General features: G+C 71.0%; 21 protein-coding genes. 12 read left to right on the top strand and 9 right to left on the bottom strand.

Annotation, left to right across the window (positions count from 1 at the left end; genetic code table 11):
• Positions 1–115 precede the first annotated feature (115 nt).
• The gene (locus tag ACFVQ3_RS04070; RefSeq protein ID WP_387635391.1) at positions 116–2038 is read right to left on the bottom strand and encodes a DEAD/DEAH box helicase; all 1923 of its coding nucleotides are present in this window, start codon (positions 2036–2038) and stop codon (positions 116–118) included.
• A 463-nt stretch (positions 2039–2501) separates the two neighbouring features.
• Here ACFVQ3_RS04070 and ACFVQ3_RS04065 point away from each other — a divergent pair, with 463 nt between their 5' ends.
• The 9 genes from ACFVQ3_RS04065 (at position 2502) to ACFVQ3_RS04025 (ending at position 12233) form a co-directional block, all read left to right on the top strand.
• Positions 2502–3101, top strand: coding sequence for a CDP-alcohol phosphatidyltransferase family protein (locus tag ACFVQ3_RS04065; RefSeq protein ID WP_387635389.1), 600 nt, complete (start codon positions 2502–2504; stop codon positions 3099–3101).
• On the top strand, positions 3098–4099 hold the full coding sequence (locus ACFVQ3_RS04060) for a DUF881 domain-containing protein (protein WP_387635387.1): 1002 nt from the start codon (positions 3098–3100) through the stop codon (positions 4097–4099). The genes ACFVQ3_RS04065 and ACFVQ3_RS04060 overlap by 4 nt, the downstream gene beginning before the upstream one ends.
• The gene (locus ACFVQ3_RS04055; RefSeq protein ID WP_030151349.1) at positions 4096–4428 is read left to right on the top strand and encodes a small basic family protein; all 333 of its coding nucleotides are present in this window, start codon (positions 4096–4098) and stop codon (positions 4426–4428) included. Before ACFVQ3_RS04060 ends, ACFVQ3_RS04055 begins: the two co-directional genes overlap by 4 nt.
• A gap of 8 nt (positions 4429–4436) precedes the next feature.
• Positions 4437–5771, top strand: a complete 1335-nt coding sequence (locus tag ACFVQ3_RS04050; protein ID WP_387635384.1) for a DUF881 domain-containing protein — start codon at positions 4437–4439, stop codon at positions 5769–5771.
• Between the two features lie 181 nt (positions 5772–5952).
• A complete protein-coding gene (locus ACFVQ3_RS04045; protein ID WP_387635382.1) occupies positions 5953–6444 on the top strand; it encodes an FHA domain-containing protein in 492 nt (163 codons plus the stop codon).
• Positions 6441–7250: a MerR family transcriptional regulator gene (locus ACFVQ3_RS04040; RefSeq protein ID WP_387635379.1), complete on the top strand. Its 810-nt coding sequence runs from the start codon at positions 6441–6443 to the stop codon at positions 7248–7250. Before ACFVQ3_RS04045 ends, ACFVQ3_RS04040 begins: the two co-directional genes overlap by 4 nt.
• A 125-nt stretch (positions 7251–7375) precedes the next feature.
• Positions 7376–7876 (top strand): bifunctional nuclease family protein, encoded by a 501-nt coding sequence (locus ACFVQ3_RS04035; RefSeq protein WP_387635633.1) that lies wholly within the window; start codon positions 7376–7378, stop codon positions 7874–7876.
• A 98-nt stretch (positions 7877–7974) separates the two neighbouring features.
• A complete protein-coding gene (locus ACFVQ3_RS04030; protein WP_377675631.1) occupies positions 7975–8565 on the top strand; it encodes a MerR family transcriptional regulator in 591 nt (196 codons plus the stop codon).
• Between the two features lie 269 nt (positions 8566–8834).
• The gene (locus ACFVQ3_RS04025) at positions 8835–12233 is read left to right on the top strand and encodes a pyruvate carboxylase (protein ID WP_387635631.1); all 3399 of its coding nucleotides are present in this window, start codon (positions 8835–8837) and stop codon (positions 12231–12233) included.
• 95 nt (positions 12234–12328) lie between these two features.
• Here the strand turns inward: ACFVQ3_RS04025 and ACFVQ3_RS04020 are convergent, their stop codons facing one another.
• Complete coding sequence (locus ACFVQ3_RS04020) at positions 12329–13144, bottom strand: SDR family NAD(P)-dependent oxidoreductase (protein WP_387635375.1); 816 nt, start codon at positions 13142–13144, stop codon at positions 12329–12331.
• 50 nt (positions 13145–13194) lie between these two features.
• Between ACFVQ3_RS04020 and ACFVQ3_RS04015 the strand changes: the two genes are divergently transcribed.
• Both ACFVQ3_RS04015 and ACFVQ3_RS04010 read left to right on the top strand, forming a co-directional pair.
• A complete protein-coding gene (locus ACFVQ3_RS04015) occupies positions 13195–13755 on the top strand; it encodes a TetR/AcrR family transcriptional regulator (RefSeq protein WP_387635373.1) in 561 nt (186 codons plus the stop codon).
• Between the two features lie 53 nt (positions 13756–13808).
• Positions 13809–14648: an MBL fold metallo-hydrolase gene (locus tag ACFVQ3_RS04010; RefSeq protein ID WP_387635371.1), complete on the top strand. Its 840-nt coding sequence runs from the start codon at positions 13809–13811 to the stop codon at positions 14646–14648.
• A 13-nt stretch (positions 14649–14661) separates the two neighbouring features.
• On the opposite strand, the gene ACFVQ3_RS04005 is transcribed toward ACFVQ3_RS04010, so the two are convergent.
• The 5 genes from ACFVQ3_RS04005 to ACFVQ3_RS03985 all read right to left on the bottom strand — a co-directional run bounded on the left by ACFVQ3_RS04005 (position 14662) and on the right by ACFVQ3_RS03985 (position 18902).
• Positions 14662–15915 carry a phosphatidylserine/phosphatidylglycerophosphate/cardiolipin synthase family protein gene (locus ACFVQ3_RS04005; protein WP_387635368.1) on the bottom strand — a complete coding sequence of 418 codons (1254 nt, stop codon included), beginning with the start codon at positions 15913–15915 and terminating at the stop codon, positions 14662–14664.
• Between the two features lie 81 nt (positions 15916–15996).
• Entirely contained in the window at positions 15997–17142 is a 1146-nt protein-coding gene (locus tag ACFVQ3_RS04000; protein WP_387635365.1) for a tyrosine-type recombinase/integrase, read from the bottom strand.
• A 201-nt stretch (positions 17143–17343) separates the two neighbouring features.
• Complete coding sequence (locus ACFVQ3_RS03995) at positions 17344–17676, bottom strand: hypothetical protein (RefSeq protein WP_387635362.1); 333 nt, start codon at positions 17674–17676, stop codon at positions 17344–17346.
• A 289-nt stretch (positions 17677–17965) separates the two neighbouring features.
• On the bottom strand, positions 17966–18292 hold the full coding sequence (locus ACFVQ3_RS03990) for a hypothetical protein (protein WP_387635359.1): 327 nt from the start codon (positions 18290–18292) through the stop codon (positions 17966–17968).
• Positions 18293–18455: 163 nt separating this feature from the next.
• A complete protein-coding gene (locus tag ACFVQ3_RS03985) occupies positions 18456–18902 on the bottom strand; it encodes an iron chaperone (protein ID WP_387635356.1) in 447 nt (148 codons plus the stop codon).
• A 487-nt stretch (positions 18903–19389) separates the two neighbouring features.
• Between ACFVQ3_RS03985 and ACFVQ3_RS03980 the strand changes: the two genes are divergently transcribed.
• Entirely contained in the window at positions 19390–20340 is a 951-nt protein-coding gene (locus ACFVQ3_RS03980) for a patatin-like phospholipase family protein (protein ID WP_387635354.1), read from the top strand.
• 86 nt (positions 20341–20426) lie between these two features.
• Here ACFVQ3_RS03980 and ACFVQ3_RS03975 read toward each other — a convergent pair whose 3' ends face one another.
• Complete coding sequence (locus ACFVQ3_RS03975; RefSeq protein WP_387635351.1) at positions 20427–20693, bottom strand: DUF1905 domain-containing protein; 267 nt, start codon at positions 20691–20693, stop codon at positions 20427–20429.
• A 377-nt stretch (positions 20694–21070) separates the two neighbouring features.
• Entirely contained in the window at positions 21071–22156 is a 1086-nt protein-coding gene (locus tag ACFVQ3_RS03970) for a tyrosine-type recombinase/integrase (protein WP_387635348.1), read from the bottom strand.
• Positions 22157–22538 lie beyond the last annotated feature (382 nt).

The raw sequence follows: 22538 nt of genomic DNA, 5'->3' as shown, positions 1-22538 counted from the left end.
CCGGTGCGGCACACCACGATCCCGACGACCCGACGAGGAAGGGCCCCCGGAACCAGGTGGTTCCGGGGGCCCTCTCGTCGTGCTCAGCAGGCCCGTTCAGGACCCGACGGTGCGCTCAGCGCTCACCGGCGCGGAACCGGGGAGCCTTGCGCTCCCCGCCACGCTCGCCACGCTCGTCGTAACGACCGGCCGGGCCGTGACCCGAGTGACCACCCGAGTAGCCGCCCGAACGAGGCGCCGAAGCACCCGCACGCGGGCCACGAGCACCCTGAGGCGCACCCTGGTCCACCTGGATCCGCAGCGACTTGCCCGCGACACGGGCACGCGAGATGCGGTCGATCGTGGCGGCGTCGAGCGGCGTGGCGATGTCCACCAGCGAGAAGCTCGGGAAGATGTCGATCTTGCCCAGGTCCTTGCCGTTGAGGCCGCCCTCGTTCGTCAGCGCGCCGACGATGCCCGACGGCTGCGCGCCGTGCGTGTGCCCGACGGCCAGACGGTAGCGGGTACCGACGGCGTCACGACGGATGCCGCGCTCCCCGCCACGCCCACCCTCACGGGGGCCGCGCGAGTCACGCTCACCATAGGGGCGCGACTCGCGCTCACGACGGGCGTTCTTCGCCTCGGCACGCTGCGCCTCGAAGAGCTCCTGCTCCTCGCGCGCCTTGGGGCCGTCGTCACCGACCGACAGGGCGACCAGCACAGACGCGAGGTCGATCGGGTCGATGCCCGACTCCGCGACGTGCGCCGCGACCAGGTCGCGGTACATCGACAGACGACCGGCAGCCTGACGCTCGGCGACCTGCCCGAGGATGCGACGAGCCTTGTGCGCGGAGACGTCCGCGGGGGAGGGCACGTCGACCTCCTCGAGGCTCGCACGGATGGTCTTCTCGATGAACTTCAGACGGTTGCGCTCACCCGGGGTCACGAAGCTCAGGGCCTCACCCGTACGCCCCGCACGCCCCGTACGGCCGATGCGGTGCACGTAGGCCTCCGGCTCGCCCGGCAAGTCGAAGTTCACGACCAGGCCGATGCGGTCCACGTCCAGGCCACGAGCCGCGACGTCCGTCGCGACCAGCACGTCCAGAGCGCCCGAGCGCAGACGCTCGACGATCTTCTCGCGGTCCTTCTGCGCCACGTCACCCGAGATCGTCGCCGCCGAGATGCCGCGCTCGACGAGAGCCGACCCGACCTCCTCGGCCGCGCCACGGGTACGGGTGAACACGATCGCCGCGTCGGCGTCCGACGTCGCGAGGACACGCACCAGGGCACCCGTCTTGTGACGGAACGGCACCACCGAGTACGTCTGGCGCACCGACGTGACCGTCGAGGACTGGCGCGTCACCGCGATCTCGACCGGGTCGTTCAGGTGCTGGGCGGCCACCCGACGGATCGGGGCCGGCATCGTCGCGGAGAACAGCGCGACCTGACGCTCCTTGGGAGCCTGACCGAAGATCTTCTCGACGTCCTCCGCGAAGCCCATGCGCAGCATCTCGTCCGCCTCGTCCAGGACGAGGTAGCGGATGTCGTCGAGCACGAGGCTGCGACGCTCCAGGTGGTCCATCACACGGCCGGGGGTACCGACGACGATCTGGGCACCGCGCTGCAGCGCACGCTGCTGAGGCTGGTACGGCGACCCGCCGTAGACCGCGACGACCTCGATGCCCGGCACATGCTTCGCGAACGACTCGATGGCCTCGGCCACCTGCATCGCGAGCTCACGGGTCGGGGCGAGGACCAGGCCCTGGACACGACCCAGGTTCGGGTCGATCGCAGCGAGCATCGGCAGACCGAACGCGGCAGTCTTGCCCGTACCGGTCTGGGCGACGCCCGTGATGTCGCGACCGGAGAGCAGCGCGGGGATCGCACGCTCCTGGATCGCGGAGGGGATCGTGAAGCCGAGGTCCGTCACGGCCTTCAGGATGTTCGAGGGCAGACCCAGGTCTGCGAACGTGGGGCCCGACTGCTCGGCCGGAGCCGGCGTCTGGGCGGCCTCGACCTGGTCGAGGGCGTGCGAGGGCGCAGAGGTGTCAAGAGACATGGAGATGTGTTCAACCGTTTCGCTGAGGGTGGGAGTTACGCGTGGTCGCCAAGTCGGCTCTCCACTGGCCGCACTCCCGAACACACACCGGTGACTCGCCCGCGCAAAGACAGCGGCGGGCCACACTCACACGAACACACGGGAACAGCGACGAACTCCAGATTGTGCCGCCAGTCTACGCGACACCCGCCCTCGAGGGAGAACCTCGGCCCGGTGACGTCGAGCACAGAGCCCTCCCCGCCAGGGCAGCGGCACGGTCGGACGCACCGACGCCCCAGAGGCAAGCCTCTGTCACGCACGCCACCCACGGGCAATACACCACGAACCGGAAGAACCGACCACAACGCCCCGCCCGAACCCCCGAAATGCCAGCACTCCACACCCACCCGGCCCTAGGATGGCCCACCGTAGGATGAAGACAGCAACAGGACGCACGAGACGCACGGAGCAACGGACGGTGGGCGTGGCAGCAGATCAAGAGGTCAGCTCACGCATCCTCACGATCCCCAACGTCATCAGCCTGCTCCGGCTCGCCCTCGTCCCCGTCTTCGCCGTCCTCATCGTCCGCGGCAACGACGAGTGGGCGCTCGCGGTCCTCGCGATCTCCGGAGCCTCCGACTGGCTCGACGGCGTCCTCGCCCGACGCCTCGACCAGGTCACCAAGCTCGGTCAGATGCTCGACCCGGCGGCCGACAGGCTCTTCATCCTCGTCACCCTCGTCGGCCTCGCGTGGAGGGACGTCGTCCCGCTCTGGGTCCTCGTCGTGATCCTGCTCCGCGACGTCACCCTCCTGTGCCTCCTGCCCGTCCTCACCCGCCACGGGTACGGCCCCCTCCCCGTCAGCTTCGTCGGCAAGGCAGCGACCTTCGCACTCCTCTACGCCTTCCCGCTCCTCCTGCTGGCCGAGGCCCCCGGCGCCCTCGGCGCGACCGCCTCCATCATCGGCTGGGCCTTCACCGGATGGGGGATCGGCCTCTACTGGCTCGCCGGCGTCCAGTACATCCGTCAGACCCGTCAGCTCGTCGCACCCCGCACCGACCCCCAGGAGACGGCCGCAGGATGACCTCCGCCCCCCGCAACGACGCGCACGGCTCCCGGCACGGGAAGCCGGCCCTCGACGCCTCCATGACCCTCCTCACCGAGGTCATGGACCGCCCGCTCGACGCCGGATACGCGGAGGCCGCCGCACGGCGCGCCGCCGGGGACGAACCACCGCGCAAGACCCGCACCTGGATCCTCGTCACCGCGCTCGCGATCCTGCTGGGCTTCGTGACGACCGCAGCGACGATCGACCTGCGCGCACCCCAGGGCGCCGCGATCGAGGCGCGCAAGGTGCTCGAGAAGGAGATCCTGAGCCGGCGGGACGACGTCGACGCACTGTCCGCGCAGGCCACGGCCCTCAGCGAGGAGATCGACACCCTGCAGACGGACGCCCTCGCCGACGTCGACCCCGTCCTGCTCGAGACCCTCCAGACCGACGGCGTCGCCAACGGGTCGATCGCGGTCACCGGACCGGGGCTCGTGATCACGCTCAACGACGCTGCGGCGGGCGTGGGCGCGGACGACCAGTCCCACAACAAGAAGGTGCAGGACGGCGACCTGCAGCGCGTGGTCAACTCGCTCTGGGCCTCCGGCGCGGAGGCCATCGCGATCAACGGGCAGCGCCTCACGCCGCTCAGCGCCGTGCGGAGCGCGGGCGAGGCGATCCTCGTGGACCTCCAGCCCCTGATCGCCCCCTACAAGGTCGAGGCGATCGGGGACCCCGCCACGCTCGAGACCGAGTTCGCCCGCTCGGCGGCCCCCGGGTACCTGAGCACCATCAGCTCGACCTGGGGGATCCAGTACAGCCGGATCGCGCAGAGCAAGCTCTCGTTGCCCGGCAACGGGATCCAACGTCTGTTCTACGCGCACGCCGTAGACTCCACGGCAGCCACAGGTGACGAGCCTGCGGCGCCGACCGGGCAGGACGGCGCGTCGACGGGGGAGACGGAGAGCCCCGCGTCGACGACCGGTCCCACCGGAGCCGACAGTTCACTCGCAGGGCAGGAGAGCACGGAATGATCGCAGTCGTCGGACTGGTCCTCGGAGTCGTGGCGGGGCTCGTGCTCCAACCCACGGTCCCCGTCGCCCTGCAGCCCTACCTGCCCATCGCGGTCGTCGCGGCGCTCGACGCGCTCTTCGGCGGCCTGCGCGCCATGCTCGACGGGCTCTTCAACGACAAGGTCTTCCTCGTCTCGTTCCTCTCGAACGTGGTCGTCGCGGCGCTCATCGTGTTCCTCGGAGACCAGCTCGGCGTGGGTACGCAGCTCTCGACGGGCGTCGTCGTCGTCCTCGGGATCCGCATCTTCTCCAACGCGGCCGCGATCCGTCGGCACCTGTTCAAGGCGTAGGTGACGCGATGACGACGAGCCCGCCCCCCGAGGGCAACGGTCCTGCGGACCCCGAGACCTCCGAGGCCCCCGAGGAGGCTGCGGTGCCCGTGACCGACGTCCCCGCCGGAGGGACGGAGCACCTCGACGAGGACGCCGCGGCGCAGACCGCTCCGGCCGCTTCGACCGCTTCGACCGTCGACACGGAGGAGACCGGTCCCGGCGACCCGTCCGGTCCCGACGTCGAGGAGGCTGCGGCCGAGGCGCCCGTCGCACCAGGTCCTGCCGCTGTGCCTGAGGCACCTGCTGCGCCCTCCGTGCTTCCCGTGGTGCCCGCCGCGCACGACGCTCCCGACCGCGCCGCTCCCGGGACCGGGCGCGGGGAGGCCGCGCGGGACGACGCGCCGCCGATCGACGGTCCGATCGCCGACACGGTCGCCTCTGTCGCCTCTGTCGCCTCTGCCGAGGCGACACCCCCCGCTCCCGACATCACCGACGTCGCTCCCGGCGCCGGGAGCGAGACCCCTGCCACTTCTCGGGCCGCGGCTGCTCCGCCCGTGGGACCGGACAGGCCGCACGGGCGGCACGAGGCGAGCGGAGACGCTCCTGCCACGCCCGCGGCGACGCCCACCGGCTCCTCGGGCGGCTGGGCGAAGCTCGGTCGCGCCATGAGGCCGACGGTCACCCGTTCCCAGCTTCTCGCCGGTCTCCTGTGCGCCCTGCTCGGGTTCGCGCTGGCCGTGCAGGTGAGCCAGACGCAGGAGCAGCAGCTCTCGTCGCTGCGTCAGAGCGACCTGGTCCGCCTCCTGGACGACGTCACCCAGCGCGCGAACGATCTCGAGAGGCGCGTGGAGGGGCTTCAGGACACGCGTGACGAGCTGAGCTCCGGGTCCGGGCAGCAGCGCGCCGCGCTCGAGCTCGCCCAGCGTCAGTCGCAGACGCAGGGGATCCTCTCGGGTCGCCTGCCCGCGGAAGGCCCGGGGATCACGCTCACGATCACCGAGTCCGACCAGCGGATCCCCGCGAGCAAGCTCTTCAACATCCTCGAGGAGCTGCGCAACGCCGGTGTGGAGGTCGTCGAGGTCAACGGGGTCCGCCTGGTCACGAGCAGCTACTTCGAGGAGACGAACCGGGGGATGGTGGTCGACGGGCAGAAGATCTCGTCCCCCTACACGTGGCAGGCGATCGGCGACCCGTCGACGCTCGAGACCGCTCTCGAGATTCCCGGCGGAGCGATGTCGTCGGTCCGCAACGAGGGCGCAGACCCGAAGATCACCCAGGAGGACCTGATCACGATCTCGTCGACGCGTGAGCCGGAGACCCCCGAGTTCGCGACACCCGTGCCCGCAGAGGGCGGAAGCTGACCCCTCGGGGGCTCGTGACGTGGGCGGATACTTTTCTCCGACCCGCCCGGCGGGGTAGGTTGGACGGGTTGGACGGGTATTGCCCGCATCCCCACCCTCAGGAGGGGCGCGCGGGAGCGTGCTGTACCTTTCAGCCCAACGCATTTTGCTCTGAATGCGTCAAAACTCCCGAGGAGGCGAGATGACCACTCCAGGTGAATCTGCGGAGCCACGCCGGGGAGGCAGCGACACGACCGTCACGTTCGGGCGGATCGAGCTGCCGATCGAAGAAGGTGCGCAGCCCGGAGGCCTGACCGCCGAGGAACAGGCTGCGATCTCGGCGTTGCCGCGCCACTCTGCGCTGCTCGTGATGCAGCGCGGCCCTTCGGTCGGCTCGCGCTTCCTCCTCGACGCCGAGCGGACCGTCGCCGGCCGGAGCGAGCACGCGGACATCTTCCTCGACGACGTCACGGTCTCGCGCAAGCACGCGGAGTTCGTCCGGGACGACGATCAGTTCGTCGTCCGTGACATCGGCTCGCTCAACGGGACCTACGTCAACCGCAACCGCGTGGACGCCGTGGCTCTGGTCACTGGCGACGAGGTGCAGATCGGCAAGTACCGCCTCACCTTCTACACCAGCCCCGTCCTCGGGCAGCCCGTGGGGTCGGCGGAAGGCGCGGCAGAGCACCCGTGAACCAGCCGGCACGCTCCCCGTGGGGACATGAGAACCGGTTCGACGGCACGGGCGCGCTGACCGCACGACCGACCGACGAGGACGACGTCGAGCAGTCCGCCGAACCCTGGCCGCAGGGCATCTCGCGACGCGCCACGATGCGTATCTCGGACGTCCTGCGCGCCTTGCGCACGGAGTTCCCCAGCGTGAGCCACTCCAAGCTCAGGTTCCTCGAGGAGCAGGGGCTCATCGACCCGGAGCGGACACCGTCGGGGTACCGGCAGTACTCTCCGGCTGACGTCGAGAGGCTGCGGTACGTCCTGCTCGAGCAGCGCGACCGCTACCTGCCGCTCAAGGTCATCAAGGAGAACCTCGCTGCGCTCGACGCCGGCGAGGTGATCGAGAACCCCGCTCTCCGGCTGGCGGCGAGCGACGGCGAGACCGAGACCACGACCGTCCGGCAGCGGTACACCGTCGAGTCGCTCGCGAGCGCCGCAGGGGTGGACGGCTCGCTGGTCGAGGGGCTGATCTCGGCCGGAGTCCTTCGTCAGGCCCCGGGCGGACAGCTCGACGCGTGGTCCCTCGAGGTCGTCCAGCTCGCGGCAGCGCTCGGTGAGTACGGGATCGAGCCGCGTCACCTCCGCCTGCTGCGCACGTCGGCGGACCGTCACGTGGGCCTGGTCGAGCAGGTCGTCGCCCCGTGGCGCAGCCAGCAGTCCTCCTCGGCGCGCGCCCACGCGGGAGCCCTGGCCGGTGAGGTGGGGGAGCTCTTCGCCAAGCTCCACACGGTGTGGCTCCGGCAGGGCGTGGGAGACCTCACGAGCTGAGTCGCACCCGTGCGTCCTTGGACCGCACGGACATGGGGACGTACGGTCCCGGGGCCGGGCGTGCGCCTCCTCCTGACGGACTGCGCCCGCCGTCGTACGGTGGACGGGTGAGCAACGAGGTGCCGATGGTCCCGGTCGAGGTCCTCGGCGTGCGCCAGCAGCAGGGGGCCGGGCAGGAGATCGTCGTGCTGCTGCTGGACCCCGCGGCCGAGCTGGTCGTCCCGATCATCATCGGCCCCCGTGAGGCGAGTGCGATCGCGATGGCGCAGGCACACCTGACGGCACCCCGACCGATGACGCACGACCTGCTCCGTGACGTCCTCGAAGCGGTGCACGTCGGCCTGCTGCGGGTGGAGATCGTGGCTCTGGACGACGGGATCTTCTTCGCCGAGATGGTCCTGAGCACGGGGGTCCGGGTCGACGCCAGGGCGTCGGACGCGATCGCCGTGGCCGTGCGCACGGACAGCCCCGTCATGTGCTCGGCGGAGATCATCGCCCTGGCGGGGGTGGAGATCGTCGACCCGGAGCAGCAGCGCGAGGTGGCCGAGTTCCGCGACTTCCTCGAGCACGTCTCGCCCGAGGACTTCGGGCCTCCGGAAGCGGGGGAGGGGCCCGGGGGGCGGTAGCCGGTCTGCGCGACACGCTCACCCTCTTCGGGGCCCCGGTCGTTGACGCTCCCGGGCCCCGGGCCTAGCGTGGAGTCCACATCATCCTTGGAGGCACAGTGAACAGCAGCGGCAGAGCTGGAGCGGAGCCGGGGGCTCCCGCTTCCCACGCGGCCCAGGGACTGCTGTTCGGCGAGGACATCACCGAGCACGACACCACGACCGGCTACCGCGGCCCCACGGCGTGCCGCGTCGCGGGCATCACCTACCGGCAGCTGGACTACTGGGCCCGTACCGGCCTGGTCGAGCCGACCGTCCGCTCCGCCTCGGGTTCGGGGACGCACCGGCTCTACGGCTTCCGGGACATCCTCGTCCTCAAGATCGTCAAGCGGTTGCTCGACACCGGGGTCTCTCTGCAGCAGATCCGCACCGCGGTCGAGCACCTGCGTGAGCGTGGCGTGAACGACCTCGCACAGATCACGCTCATGAGCGACGGTGCGAGCGTGTACGAGTGCACGTCTCCGGACGAGGTCGTCGACCTGGTCCAGGGCGGTCAGGGAGTGTTCGGCATCGCCGTCGGCCGCGTCTGGCGCGAGGTCGAGGGGACGCTGAGCGACATGCCGGCCGAGTCCCTCGGGGATGACGAGACCCCGGGTGTCCCGACCGAGGACGAGCTCGAGCTCCGCCGTCGGGCACGAAGCGCCGGCTGATGCGCCCTGCGCCACCCAGGCGCCCGTGACCCCAGGACCCCGCCCTCGGCGGGGTCCTCTCGTGTGCCGACCGGGGCCGGCCGCCGCGTGGCGATGAGCACCTTTTCTCCCGCTCGCCCCCTTCCGGTGACGTCCTGCCCGTGCGGCCGTGCGAAGATCGCCTGTGGGCGTCCTGGCTCGTGCCGGAGCGACGCCCGTGACGAGCGGGTGCGTGGACCTCTTCTCGCGACGGTCCCGTACCCGACCCACGATGACGGATGGGGTACTTGGTGTTCTCGAAAGTTCTGGTCGCCAACCGCGCGGAGATCGCGGTCCGGGCGTTTCGCGCAGCGTACGAGCTCGGCTCCCGGACGGTGGCCGTCTTCCCCTACGAGGATCGAAACTCCGAGCACCGGCTGAAGGCCGACGAGGCGTACCGGATCGGCGAGGAGGGGCACCCCGTCCGGGCCTACCTCGACATCGAGGAGATCGTGCGCGTCGCCAAGGACGCGGGCGCCGACGCGATCTACCCCGGCTACGGCTTCCTGTCGGAGAACCCGGAGCTCGCACGGGCCTGCCAGCAGGCGGGCATCGCGTTCGTCGGACCGCCCCCGGAGGTCCTCGAGCTCGCGGGCAACAAGGTGCGCGCGCTCAAGGCCGCCAAGGAGGCGGGCATACCGGTCCTGTCGTCGAGCGAGCCCTCGTCGGACATCGACGAGCTCATCGCTGCCGCCGACGAGATCGGTTTCCCGATCTTCGCCAAGGCCGTCGCGGGCGGTGGCGGGCGCGGCATGCGCCGCGTCGACCGCCGCGAGGACCTCCCCGAGGCGCTGGCGGCCGCGATGCGCGAGGCGGACGGCGCGTTCGGCGACCCGACCATGTTCCTCGAGCAGGCCGTCCTGCGCCCGCGTCACATCGAGGTGCAGATCCTCGCCGACGGTCAGGGCAACGTCGTCCACCTGTACGAGCGCGACTGCTCGGTCCAGCGGCGCCACCAGAAGGTCATCGAGATCGCGCCGGCACCGAACCTGGACCCGGCGATCCGCGACGCCCTGTGCGCCGACGCGGTGAAGTTCGCCCGGTCCATCGGGTACCAGAACGCGGGGACGGTCGAGTTCCTCCTCGACACCGTGGGGGAGCGGGCCGGTCAGCACGTGTTCATCGAGATGAACCCGCGCATCCAGGTCGAGCACACCGTGACCGAGGAGGTCACGGACATCGACCTCGTGTCGTCGCAGATGCGCATCGCGGCGGGAGAGACCCTGGAGGACCTGGGGATCCGTCAGGAGGACGTGCATGTCAACGGCGCGGCGCTCCAGTCCCGCATCACGACCGAGGACCCCTCGAACGGGTTCCGCCCGGACACCGGCCGCATCGTGGCCTACCGTTCGCCGGGCGGCGCGGGCGTCCGTCTCGACGGTGCGACCGCGACCGCCGGGTCGGAGATCTCGGGCCACTTCGACTCGATGCTGGTCAAGCTCACGTGCCGTGGCCGGGACTACCCGACGGCCGTGCGCCGCGCCCGGCGTGCCCTGGCGGAGTTCCGCATCCGTGGCATCCGCACGAACATCCCGTTCCTGCAGGCCGTCCTCTCGGACGCCGAATTCATCGCCGGGAACCTGTCGACGTCGTTCATCGACGAGCGTCCCGAGCTGCTCGCCGCACGTGAGAGCGCCGACCGCGGCACCAGGCTCCTGAGCTACCTGGGAGACGTGACCGTCAATCGTCCGCACGGACCGGGCACCGGCGCGATCGACCCCGTGGCCAAGCTCCCGGCCGTCGACCTGTCGGTGGCGCCCGTCCCTGGCAGCCGCCAGCAGCTCCTCGAGCTGGGACCTGAGGGCTTCGCCCGGGCGCTGCGCTCGGAGACCGCGGTCAGGGTCACGGACACCACGTTCCGCGACGCCCACCAGTCCCTGCTGGCGACCCGGGTCCGCACGCACGACCTGCTCGCCGTCGCCCCGTACGTCGCTCGCCTGACGCCGCAACTGCTCTCGGTCGAGGCCTGGGGCGGCGCGACGTACGACGTCGCGCTGCGTTTCCTCGGCGAGGACCCGTGGGCGCGCCTCGCTGCGCTGCGAGAGGCGATGCCCAACGTCGCTCTCCAGATGCTGCTGCGCGGTCGTAACACCGTGGGCTACACGCCGTATCCGACCGAGGTCACCGAGGCGTTCGTCCGTGAGGCGGCGGCCACGGGGGTCGACATCTTCCGGATCTTCGACGCGCTCAACGACGTCGAGCAGATGCGCCCGGCGATCGACGCGGTCCGCGCGACCGGCACGGCCGTGGCCGAGGTCGCGCTGTGCTACACGGGCAACCTCCTCGACCCGACCGAGTCCCTCTACACGCTCGACTACTACCTCGAGCTCGCCGACCGCATCGTCGACGCGGGCGCCCACGTGCTGGCGATCAAGGACATGGCGGGCCTGCTGCGCCCCGCTGCTGCGGCGCGCCTGGTCACGGCGCTGCGCGAGCGCTTCGACCTGCCCGTCCACCTGCACACGCACGACACGTCGGGCGGGCAGATGGCCACGCTCATGGCCGCCGTGGCCGCGGGGGTCGACGCGGTCGACGTCGCGAGCGCCGCGATGGCGGGCACCACGAGCCAGCCCTCGATGTCCGCGCTCGTGGCGGGCCTCGAGCACACCGAGCGTGACACGGGTCTGTCCCTGCGCGCGGTGTGCGACCTGGAACCGTACTGGGAGGCCGTGCGTCGCCTCTACGCCCCGTTCGAGTCGGGCCTCTCGAGCCCGACGGGTCGTGTCTACGAGCACGAGATCCCGGGTGGTCAGCTCTCCAACCTGCGCCAGCAGGCCATCGCGCTCGGGCTGGGCGACCAGTTCGAGCAGATCGAGGCCACGTATGCCGCGGCCGACCGCATCCTCGGTCGCCTCGTGAAGGTGACCCCGTCCTCGAAGGTCGTGGGCGACCTGGCGCTGCAGCTCGTGGCCCGCGGCGCGGACCCGGCGGACTTCGCCGAGAACCCTCAGGACTACGACATCCCCGACTCGGTCATCGCGTTCCTGGGCGGCGAGCTCGGGGACCCGCCCGGCGGCTGGCCAGAGCCCTTCCGCAGCAAGGCCCTCGCGGGCCGCGTCGTGCGCACGCCCGTGACGCCGCTCAGCGAGGAGGACCAGGCGGACCTCGACGGCGACTCGGCCGCTCGCCGCAACCGCCTCAACCACCTGCTGTTCGCCGGGCCGACCAAGGACTACGAGACGACGCGCGCGGCGTTCGGTGACGTGTCCGTCCTGGGCACCCAGGCGTACCTCTACGGGCTCATGCCCGGCCAGGAGGTCGAGGTCTCGCTCGAGCGTGGCGTCAAGCTCCTCGTGGGCCTCGAGGCCGTGGGTGTCCCCGACGAGCGAGGGATGCGCACCGTCATGTTCACGCTCAACGGCCAGCTGCGCCCGCTCCAGGTGCGTGACCGTTCGATCGAGGTCGACGCGTCGCTCGCCGAGAAGGCCGACCCTGCCGCGCCGGGTCAGATCGCCGCCCCCTTCGCGGGCGCCGTGACGCCCGTCGTGCACGAGGGCGAGGTCGTGACGGCGGGGCAGACGGTCGCGACGGTCGAGGCCATGAAGATGGAGGCCGCGATCACGACCCCTGTCGGGGGCACCGTCCAGCGCGTCGCGATCGGCGCGGTCCAGCAGCTCGAGGGCGGGGACCTGGTGCTCGTCATCGTGTGACCGCGTGCCGGGCAAGCAGCTTGAGGCACGGCGGTCAGCGGGCCGGGCGGGAGGCGCAGAGCCTCCTGCCCGGCCCGTCGCCGTCGGCGGGGATGTCAGTCGGCGACGATCCGTGCCGCGAGGCGTGGCGCCACGCGATGGATCGCGAGCAGAGGCTTCACGGCGCCCACGTGGACCCTGTCCTTGCGTCGGGCGAGCGCGGTCAGGATGGCGGCAGCGGCGGCGTCGGGCGTGATCTTGCGTGCACCGCGGCCCGCCGTCATCGCGGTGTCGACGAGGGGGAGCGCGACCTCGATCGCACGGACGTGGGAGGCCGTGGCGCGGAGCTGGTACCGGAGCGACGTGGTGAAGGCGCTCAGGCCGGCCTTGGCCGCGCAGTAGACGGGCGCCGAGCGCTTGGGGACGGTCCCGAGCGCGGACGTGACGGAGACGACCGCCGCACGCGGTGCCTCCGCGAGGACCGGCAGGAGGTGCGCGGTCAGGTGCAGGGGGGCGCCGAGGTCGGTGGCGAGCTCGGTGGTCGCGTCCCGCACGAGGGGGCCGGTCTCCCCGAGCCGCGGTGTGACGACCCAGTCACGGTCGAGCTGGACGGCGGCGTTGTGCACGACGAGGTCCAGGCCGGGCAGGTCGGCTGCCGTGCGCGCGAGGCGGGCGACGTCGTCGGGGTCGGAGAGGTCCGCGACCAGGGTGCGCAGGCCGGGGACCTGTGTCGCGGCGTCCGCGAGGCGCCCGGGATCGCGCCCGCACACGAGGACGGTCGTGCCGTCCGACACGAGGCGTCGGGCGAGCGCCAGCCCGACGCCGGAGCTCCCGCCGGTCACGAGGGCTGCGGTCCAGCGAGGGCCGGGGGAGTCGCGTCGGGTGTCGGCCCCGCTGTCAGGCGACTTATCTGTAACGCGCGTTACACTCATGGAGTCAACGTAGGCTCGCACCGTCCCACCGTCAACCCCTCGGAGCGCCCGTGCCACGCACCCCCGACGAAGAACGCCGCGCCCAGCTCGTCTCCGGTGCGCTCGACCACCTCCAGACCACGGGCCTCGGCGGCTTCACGCTGCGATCCCTCGCACCGACGCTCGGTACGAGCGCGCGGATGCTCGTGCACTACTTCGGGACCCGGGACGCCCTGCTCGACGCCGTGCTCGCCGAGCACCGTCGCCGCATGATCGAGGCCCTCGACTCCGTCCCGACCGCAGACCCGCGTGTCACCGCGCGCTCCGCCTGGGCCGGTATGACCGATCCTGCCCACGCCGGACACTTCACGCTCATGCTCCAGGTGCTCACGACGTCCCTCGAGGACGGCAACCCGCACCACACCGTCGCCCAGGACGCCGTGGACGCGTGGGTCGAGCACGTCGAGGGACTCCTCGTGGGCATCGGCCGCTCGCCCGACGCCGCCCGCATCGACGCCACGCTCCTCACCTCCGGCCTCAAGGGCCTCCTGCTCGACCGCCTCGTCACGGGCGACCTGGAGCGGACGGACGCGGCGGCCTGGCGGCTCGTCGACCTCCTGCTCGCCCCCTGACCTGTCGCGCGGCACACTGGAACCACCCCCAGCCGACCCACCGAAGGCGACAGATGCGCATCACGTTCCACGGTCACTCCTGCGTCACGCTCGAGCACGCAGGCACGATCCTCACCCTCGACCCCGGCACCCTCGCGGACACCGCCTCGGCGCTCGCCAGGCCCGGGACGCTGCTCGTGACGCACGCGCACCCCGACCACCTCGACGTCGACGCCGTTCGCGCCGCGCTGGCGACGCACCCCGGGCTGCGCGTCCTCGGACCGGAGGCCACCTTCGAGCAGCTGGGGGAGGCCCCCGACGGCGAGCGGTTCCAGGTCGTCGAACCGGGCGACGTCCTGACGATCGGGTCGTTCTCGGTGCTGGTCGGGGGAGGGCAGCACGCGCTGATCCACCCGGACGTGCCACGAGTCGCCAACGTCACGTACCTGGTGGCCGGCGACGGGGTGCGCACCTACCACCCGGGCGACTCGTTCAGCCCGCCCCTGACCGACGACCGTCTCGACGTCCTCCTCGCCCCGGTGGCCGCGCCCTGGATGAAGGTCGCCGAGGGCATCGACTTCGTCCGGTCGCTCGATCCGCGGACCGTGATCCCGATCCACGACGCGGTCCTCTCGTCGGCGGGCCTCAGCCTCGTCCACCGGTTGTTCGGCGTCGGACGCACGGGCGGCACCTACGACTACCGCCCGCTCGAGGTGGGCGGGCATCTCGACGTCACCACGAGAGGCGAGGAGCGCACCATGACCCACGAGCCCGTCCCGCACCGCGATCCCGACGCGGTCGCCGACGCGATCCTGCGCGAGCACCCCGAGTTCGACGAGGTGCCCACCATCGAGGTCGACGAGACGGTCCCTCCGCGCCCCGAGGAGGAGGTCGCGGACGCGACGCGGGAGTAGGTGCCGTGGGCGGCTACAGCAGCGGCCGCAGCGGTGAGAGCGCGACCTCGCCGAGCTTCGCCGCGAGCGACCGCCCGGACCACTCCTCGAGCGTGAGCTCGCGGCAGTTGCTGAGGTCGACGTCGTAGACCTTCTCCATCTGCGCCGCGATGCCGGCATCGACGATCTCGAGGTTGACCTCGTAGTTCCCCGTCAGGCTGAGCCGGTCGATGTTGGCCGTGCCGATCGTGGTCCACCGGCCGTCGATGGTCGCCGTCTTCGCGTGGACCATGGCGTCCTTGTAGAGCCAGATGGTCACGCCACCACGCAGCAGGGTCGTGTACAGGCCCTTGGAGAGCCAGTCCGCCACGACGTGGTTGGAGCGCTCGGGCACCAGGACCCGGACGTCGACGCCGCGCTGCGCCGCCATGAGGAGGGCGTCGAGGATCTCGCGGTCGGGGATGAAGTACGCCTGCGTGATGTAGATGTGGTCCGACGCCCGGTCGATCGCGTCGAGGTAGATGCCACGGATCGGGAAGACCAGGTGGGCGGGGGCGTTGCGGGCCGCGCGGAGCTCTGGCAGCCACAGCCGTGACCCCGGGTCCTCGAGGAGGGGCTGGCCCGGCTTGCGGTTCGAGTTCCAGAAGTCGACGAACGCGTTGCGCAGCTCCCAGGTCGACGGCCCCGCGAGCCGGATGTGGGTGTCGCGCCACTGCGTCGCGTACATGGCACCGATGTTGTACCCGCCGACGAACCCGATCTCGTCGTCGACGACGAGGATCTTGCGGTGGTCGCGGCCCGACTTGCGGACGTTGAGGACCAGGACGCCCGGACGGAAGACCGGGTAGCGGATCACGTGGATCGGCGCGGGGAACGTCAGGAACTCGCGGGGGACGACGAGGTTCGCGAAGCCGTCGTAGATCACGAAGACCTCGACGCCGCGCTCGGTCGCCTCGACGAGCGCGTCCTTGAACTCCTTGCCGAGGTCGTCACCCTTCCAGATGTACGTCTCGAGCATGATGCGCTTCTTTGCCCCGCGGATCGCCGCGAGCATCTCGCGGTAGAGGTCGTCGCCGTAGGTGAAGATCGTCGTCGTCGTCTCGCCGATGCTCGCCTCGGCCGGGGCGGAGCGGGGGAACTTGCTGGGGTCGGTGACGCGTCGCTTGCGGATGGCGTCGGCGATCACCAGCCCGGTCGCGACGGTCACGGGGACCGCGACCGCGAGCACTGCTGCGCGGGCCATCACCGTTCGGGCGAGCTGGACGGGAGAGGTCTTCGAGGGGCGCACCTGCTCACCGTAGCCTCAGGTCGCCGTGAGCACCCGGAGAAATGGGGTGACTTTGGTCGTTTGGGTCGCCGGGCCCGCTCGTCACGTCTCGGGCGTGGCGTTTTCTTCGCCTATGTCCGTTTCTGGGAGTCCTTCGCTGCCCATCTCCGCAGGCAGGCCAGTCGACAGGGGGTGGGAGCGGATCGCGGCCGCGAGCTCGCCCTCGATCCTGTCGAGGTAGACGCCCGTCGTGGCGATCGACGCGTGACCCAGGAGCTCGGCGATGACCTTGACGTCCCAGCCCTGGGCGACCAGGAGGGTGGCGGTCGTGTGTCGCAGGGCGTGGGGGGTGGCGGCCCGGCGGTACTCCTCGGGCATGCGGGCCACGCACCGGTTGAGCAGTGCGCGGATCGCCTGGGCATCGATGCGTCGGCCTCGCCAGGTGAGCAGGAGAGCCCGGGCGGCATCGGCGTCTCCCGGCCTGCGCGCGAGGAGCGAGGGGCGGAGCGCGGCGAGGTACTCGTCGAACGCCCGCGCGAGGGGTTCGGACAGGCTGACGGTACGGACCGTGCCGCCCTTGCCCTTGATGCGCCAGCGGGTCTGGTCGGGTTCGCGGACGAAGTCGTCGACGTCCGCGCGGGCGACCTCCGAGACCCGCGGGCCCAGGATCAGCAGGAGCGCGATGATGAGCCGGTCCCGCACGGCGAGGTCATGGTCGGGTCGAGGCCGACCCGCACCGCTCGTCACGGTGGGGGACGCGCCTTCCGCCGGTCGCGGCTTGGTGCTCGCGGTCACGAGGAGCGCCTGTGCTGCCGTCGCCGACAGCGCGGTGCGGGCGACGCGCAGGCCGCCGCGGAGCCGGGCCGGGGGAGCGGCCCACTGCATCGGGTCGGCTTGGACCCATCCGTCGCGGGCCGCGTGCGTGAAGAACCGGGAGATCGACTGGCGAAACCTGTTCACGGTCGCGGCCGAGCGGCCCGGGCCGTCGGGCTTGGTCCGTGGGTCGGTGTACCGCCCGTCCGGGGTGATCTGGTACCGCAGAAGGAAGTCGTCGATGTCGGCGCCGGTGATGTCGTCGAGGACGGTCTCGGCACCGGCGAGAGAGGAGAACTCCCGCAGGTCGCGCTCGTAGTTGCGCTGGGTCGTGGGGGAGAGGACGCCACGGAGCGTCTCCGCCGACACGGAGGAGAGGTACGTGGAGACCGCCTCGGCGACGGTGACGCGGCGAAGGCGAGGAGGGGCGACCACCGAACAGCTCCTGAGGACGGGACGAGACCGGACATCCGGAGCATAGGGGGCGGCACTGACACGACAGCGAGCGGTCGAGCGTCGAGTGCACGAGGTCTCACCACGGTGTTGTGCTAAACACAATGGTTTGTTACGTATGTCCCAATTGAAAGAGCGTACCGCAGCGCCGTGACATCACGAAGGAGCGTGGGCCACGTGTCCTCAGGTGCCCGACGGCGCCGCGACGGCTCGCTGCTCGTCTCGCCCCGTCGAGGCGAGCAGCAGAGCACCGGACCCCGAGGGGGACCGGTCGAGCAGCGGGGCCAACCACAGGCGACAGGCCCACCAGGGTGCCGTGACGACGGCGACGACCGCTGTGAGCACGGCCGTCAGCACCGTGACGGCGAGCACGGCCGCCAGGAGCGTCGCCAGGAGGACGCCGCGTGCCGCGCGGCCGACGACCGAGGCGCCGGAGCCGCGCACAGGACGTCTGAGCGAACCGAAGGATCCTGCAGGATCCACGGGACGTGTGGCCACGAACGGTCCTGAGCTCATTCTCGACTCCAGGTCTCGGCGGGCGCTCCTGGTCGACGCCCTTGCGATGCAGGGAGCGCGTGACCGTCCCGTGTGATGCAGTACCGCCGCGGCCGGGGCGGTGCCGGATGGCGCGCAGGCGGTCGATCGGCGCGAGATCAGCCGCAGATCAGCCGCTCTCGGCGGGGTTCTCATGTCGGAGAGGGGCGGGGCCAGATCGTCGTAATGACATAATGTACATTATCGGCGTCACGTCGACGTGCCCGAGAGGGGCTCACGGTCGCACGGCGCGGGACCTCACGGTGTCGGTCTAGTCGCCGACGAAGTGCAGCTCGCGCGCCCGGTCCGCCGCGCAGCGTGCGGCGAGCTCGCGGACCTCGGCGACGATGCCCGACGCCTGCCCGTGAGTACCGCCGTCGAGCGACCGCAGCTCAGCGATGAGCTGCTCCATCTCCGACGACGTCAGCACGAGATCCCCGTACGGGTCGATCTTCGTCAGCATCGGCCGACCGCTCGTCGCACATCGGCGGACGAGCTCGCCGTCGTTGTCGGTGGCCGCTGCGAGCGTCGCCACGGTGCGATGGCGAGTGCTCGACCCGCGCTGCGAGACGGCGACCAGGAGGATGTCGAGAGCCATGGGAGCCATTCTCGCAGCAGATTCCCTGCGCGGCCCGAGCCCGGGGAAATGTGTCTCCCACTCCCCCGGGCAATCCTCTGGAATCATGCGTCTCCGCAGGTCAGAGGTGGTTTTTGGGCACTTCTGCAGAGGCTGCGTACTGCGGCGAACGCCCGGCGTGCGATCAGCCCGCGGCCTTCTTGACGAGGTCCGCGATCTTCGTCTCGTTCTCCGGTGTCAGCTCCGTGAGCGCGTACGCGACGGGCCACAACGTCCCGTCGTCGAGCTGTGCAACGTCGTTGAAGCCGAAGGTCGGGTAGCGCGCCCCGAACTTCTCCGCAGGCTGGAAGAAGCACAGGATCTTGCCGTCCTTGGCCCAGCCAGGCATCCCGTACCAGGTCTTGGGTGCGAGCGAGGGCGCGTGCTCGGCGACCAGCTCGTGGATCCGCGAGGCCATGGAGCGGTCGGGTTCGGAGAGCTCTGCGATCTTCTCGAGCTGGGCCTTCTCCGCGTCGGCCCTGTTCGCGGACGCCTTGAGCTCCTTGGCCCGCTCCTTCATCGCGGCGCGCTCCTCGGCCGAGAAGCCTTCGTAGGCCTTGCTGGTCGTGGTCGACTTCGTGGTGCCGGTCATCGCGTTTCCCCTTCGTGGTGTGTCTGCCCGGTGTCTGCCGTCAGGATCGACGCTACTGAGGGGCGACGGTGCGCGCTTCTCCAGATCTGCTCGATCCCGCTGCCGCGACACCGTGGTCGATTCTCCGCGAGCGTTGATTCGTGTGGTCGGGCCTTTTCGATCGGTGCGGTGGACGGAGAAGGATGACGTCGAGGAATGCATCCCGTGCCGTCCGGAATTCCGGGCGGCACGGCGGCTCCCGAATTCTCGGTGCTCTCTGCGGTGAACGCGCCGGGCGCGGCGGACGAGGCGATGCACTGCGATCAGCAATATTCCCTCCTCACGTGCGGGGGTGCCGTGCTAGCGTCGCGGTGATCGTGAACCGTCGAGGAGGTGAGCCCCGTGAACGCAGCATCAGTACCGGGTGCTCCCCCGCAGCCCACGATCGCGCGACGGCGCTAGTCGCCACCGGGAGCGCTCGCCAGACACCTCGCGAAAGGCGACTCCCATGAACACCTCTCCTTCTTCATCCTCCCGCTCCCCCGCAACGACCGGCCTCGGCCTGCCAGGACGTCCCTCCGGCGGACGGGCCCTGGTCCTCGGCGGCGGCGGCTCGACCGGCAACGCGTGGCTGATCGGCGTCGTCGCCGGCCTGTTCGAGGGCGGTGTGGACGTGACCGCTCCCGACCTGACCGTCGGCACCTCGGCCGGATCGACCGCCGCAGCGCAGCTGGCGGGCGCGGCCCCGGCCCACCTGCTGTCCTCCCTTCTTGATGCCACCCCTCCGGAGCGACGGGTCCCGGCGGGAACCGGCCGCGAGAGTGCCTCGACCAAGCCGGTCGTCGACCACCTGGAACGGATGCATGCCCTCATCGCCTCGGCACACGACCCGGCTGACCTGCGCAGACGTGTGGGTGCGACCGCGCTCGAGCGGGCGGCGGCGTCGGACGGCTCGTGGCAGGAACGGTGGCGCACCACGGTCGCGTCGCGACTTCCCAGGCAGGCGTGGCCGGGGCGAAGGGTCCTGCTCACGGCCGTCGATGCCGAGACCGGCGACCCGGTCGTGTTCGACCGGGACAGCGGGGTCGACCTGGTGGACGCCGTCGCGGCGAGCTGTTCGAGCGGGTTCCCCTACGAGATCGCGGGTCGCCGGTACCTCGACGGAGGCTACCGGCGCAACGAGAACGCCGACCTCGCCGAGGGGTACGGACGGGTGCTCGTGCTGTCTCCGTTCGGCGGCCGGTCGCTCACGCCTCCGGCGTGGGGCCTGCAGCTCGCGGCGCAGGTCGACGAGCTGCGCGCGCAGGGCAGCGAGGTCGAGACGATCTTCCCGGGTGCCGGCTCCGAGCATCTGTTCGGTGCCGACGCGATGAACCTGTCCCTCCGTCCGCCGGCTGCCCGCGCCGGGTACGAGCAGGGCCTGGCGGAGGCGGAGCGACTGACGCCTTTCTGGCTCTGACTCCCCGAGAAGAATGTCGTGTCCTCGGTCGCGTGGTGCTTTTCGCGCCCCGCGACCGAGGAATGCCGAGCATTCACCGGGAGAATTCAGGTCAGCCGTTCGGACAGGTGGACGTTCACCGTGTCCCCGACCTCCTTGCCGAGCTTCTGACGGAGCTTTGCGCTGATCGAGAGCATGTGGCCACCGCTCCCGGTCGGCATGAGTCCGGCCGTCAGGTCGTGGCCGTCCACGGTCGCGACCACGCGCACGGCCTTCCCCGTGCCCAGGAGCTCCACCGAGTCGGGCACCTCGACGCACGACCACACGTCGTCGCGCACCCTCACCCCGATCGGTGCGGAGAATGTGACGTCCATCGGACCCGGACCTGTGCTCACCATGCGATCCCCTCGTCGTCGACGGAGCACTGCGCGCCCGTCGTGCGTCGTCCGACTCTACCGAGCGCCGCCGGGCACGAGACAGGCCGATGCCCGATCAAGTCTCTTGATGTCGACAGACTTCTCCAGGAAGCCCTGAGAGCGGCGGTGCGTCTTTCGCGTTCGGTGCATCTCGGGCGCCGCGCCGCACGTGCGGGACCGGTCGCGAATGTCCGTTGTGCGCCTGGGGACAATGTGCCCCGTGAGTTCTAGACCCACGGGGCGGGAGTGACCACTCCCTCGCAAACCGTTGCCATGTCAACGATCTGTGGAGCATGCGCGCACCGCCGAGGAGCCTCGTGGGCACATGATGGGCACTAGCCGGACGAGACCGCGCGCAGTCGAGCCGTCTCCAGGGCGACCGCGACGCCGTCGAGGTCCTTCTCGAAGAGGTCGGCGTAGACGTCGAGCGTCATGCTCGCCGAGGCGTGTCCCAGCATGCGCTGGACGGCCTTGACGTTCGCCCCGGCGGACACTGCGAGGCTCGCTGCGCTGTGGCGGAGGTCGTGCGGGGTGAGGTGGTCGTCGATGCCCGCGTCGCGGGCCGCGCGGGAGAACCAGCCGGTGCGCGACTTGGATCGCTTGAGGTAGGTGCCGCGGTCTCCGTCGAAGACGACGTCGTCGCGGCCCTTGCCCTCGCACGCCGCTGCGAGGGGCAGCGAGAGGAACGCGGGGAACGGGACGGAGCGCCGCTCGTGGGTCTTGGGGGTTCCGACGACGATCGCGGAGCCGACCTCGACCGCGTTCTGGTTGATGCGCAGGCGCTGCCGGAGCATGTCGAGGTCTCGGACGCGCAGGCCCGCGGCCTCGCCCCAGCGCAGCCCGCAGTAGGCGAGGACCAGGACGAGGGTCTCGTGCCGGCCGGCCGCGGCGGCGAGCGTGGCGACCTGCCGGTGGTCGAGGTAGGTGTGCTCGCGCCGGACCTTGCGGGGCAGGTTGACCCCGCGCGCCGGGTTGGTGAGGATGCGCCGGTCGTCGACCGCGTCGTCGAGCAGCGACGCGAGGGCGCCGTGCGCGCGGGCGACCGTCGTGGCGCTGTAGGTGGCGCTCAGGTCGGAGACCCAGGCCTGCACCGCGGTGCGCCGGATCTCCGCGACGGGCACGCTCCCCCACCGGGGCACCACGTGCAGCCGCCACGAGCTCTCGATCGCGCGGGCCGTCGAGGGCTTGAGGTGGGTCTGGCGTCCGAGCCACGCTCCGCCGAGCTCGTGCACGGTCGAGCGGGCCGCCGTCGGGTCGATGAACTCGCCGCGGAGGATGGAGACCTCGAGCGAGGACGCGAAGGCCTCGGCGCTGCGCTTGGTCTTGAAGCCGCGCTTCTTGGTCTGCTTGCGCTCGGGGGTGCGGTAGCGAACCATGTACCGTCGCCCGGCGGTCGTCTCGTACGCCTCAACGGTCGCCATGTCGTTCCGTCCCCTGTGCGCCGTCTGCCTGGTTCCTCACAGCACGAACGGTACCGCGATCCGTCGCATCGGTGACGATCCGGACAGTCGTGCGGCGCACGGTGAGGCAACGGAGCGACGGGCGTCCCGCTGTGCGAGGCCTCCGGAGGGCGCGCACAGGTCCCCTGACGCACCTCGCGTGCCTTGCCCCGGGCAACATCACACCGTCGATCATGCGTGTGGAGTTGCGCCGCCCTGCGAAAACCGGAAACCTGGTCGGTGGTCTCGCGGGTGTGCGCGTCCTTCCCGATGCGTGCGGTCTGCTGGGCAGCCTCGACGGGTGGGTTCGGCGTGCTTCCCCGCGTTCACCGGACCTTCACGCCCCTCCGGAACACGCGCATCC

The organism is Oerskovia sp. NPDC057915, assembly GCF_042887685.1.
Taxonomy (GTDB): Bacteria; Actinomycetota; Actinomycetes; order Actinomycetales; family Cellulomonadaceae; genus Oerskovia.
This window is presented reverse-complemented; position numbering and strand designations above follow the sequence as displayed.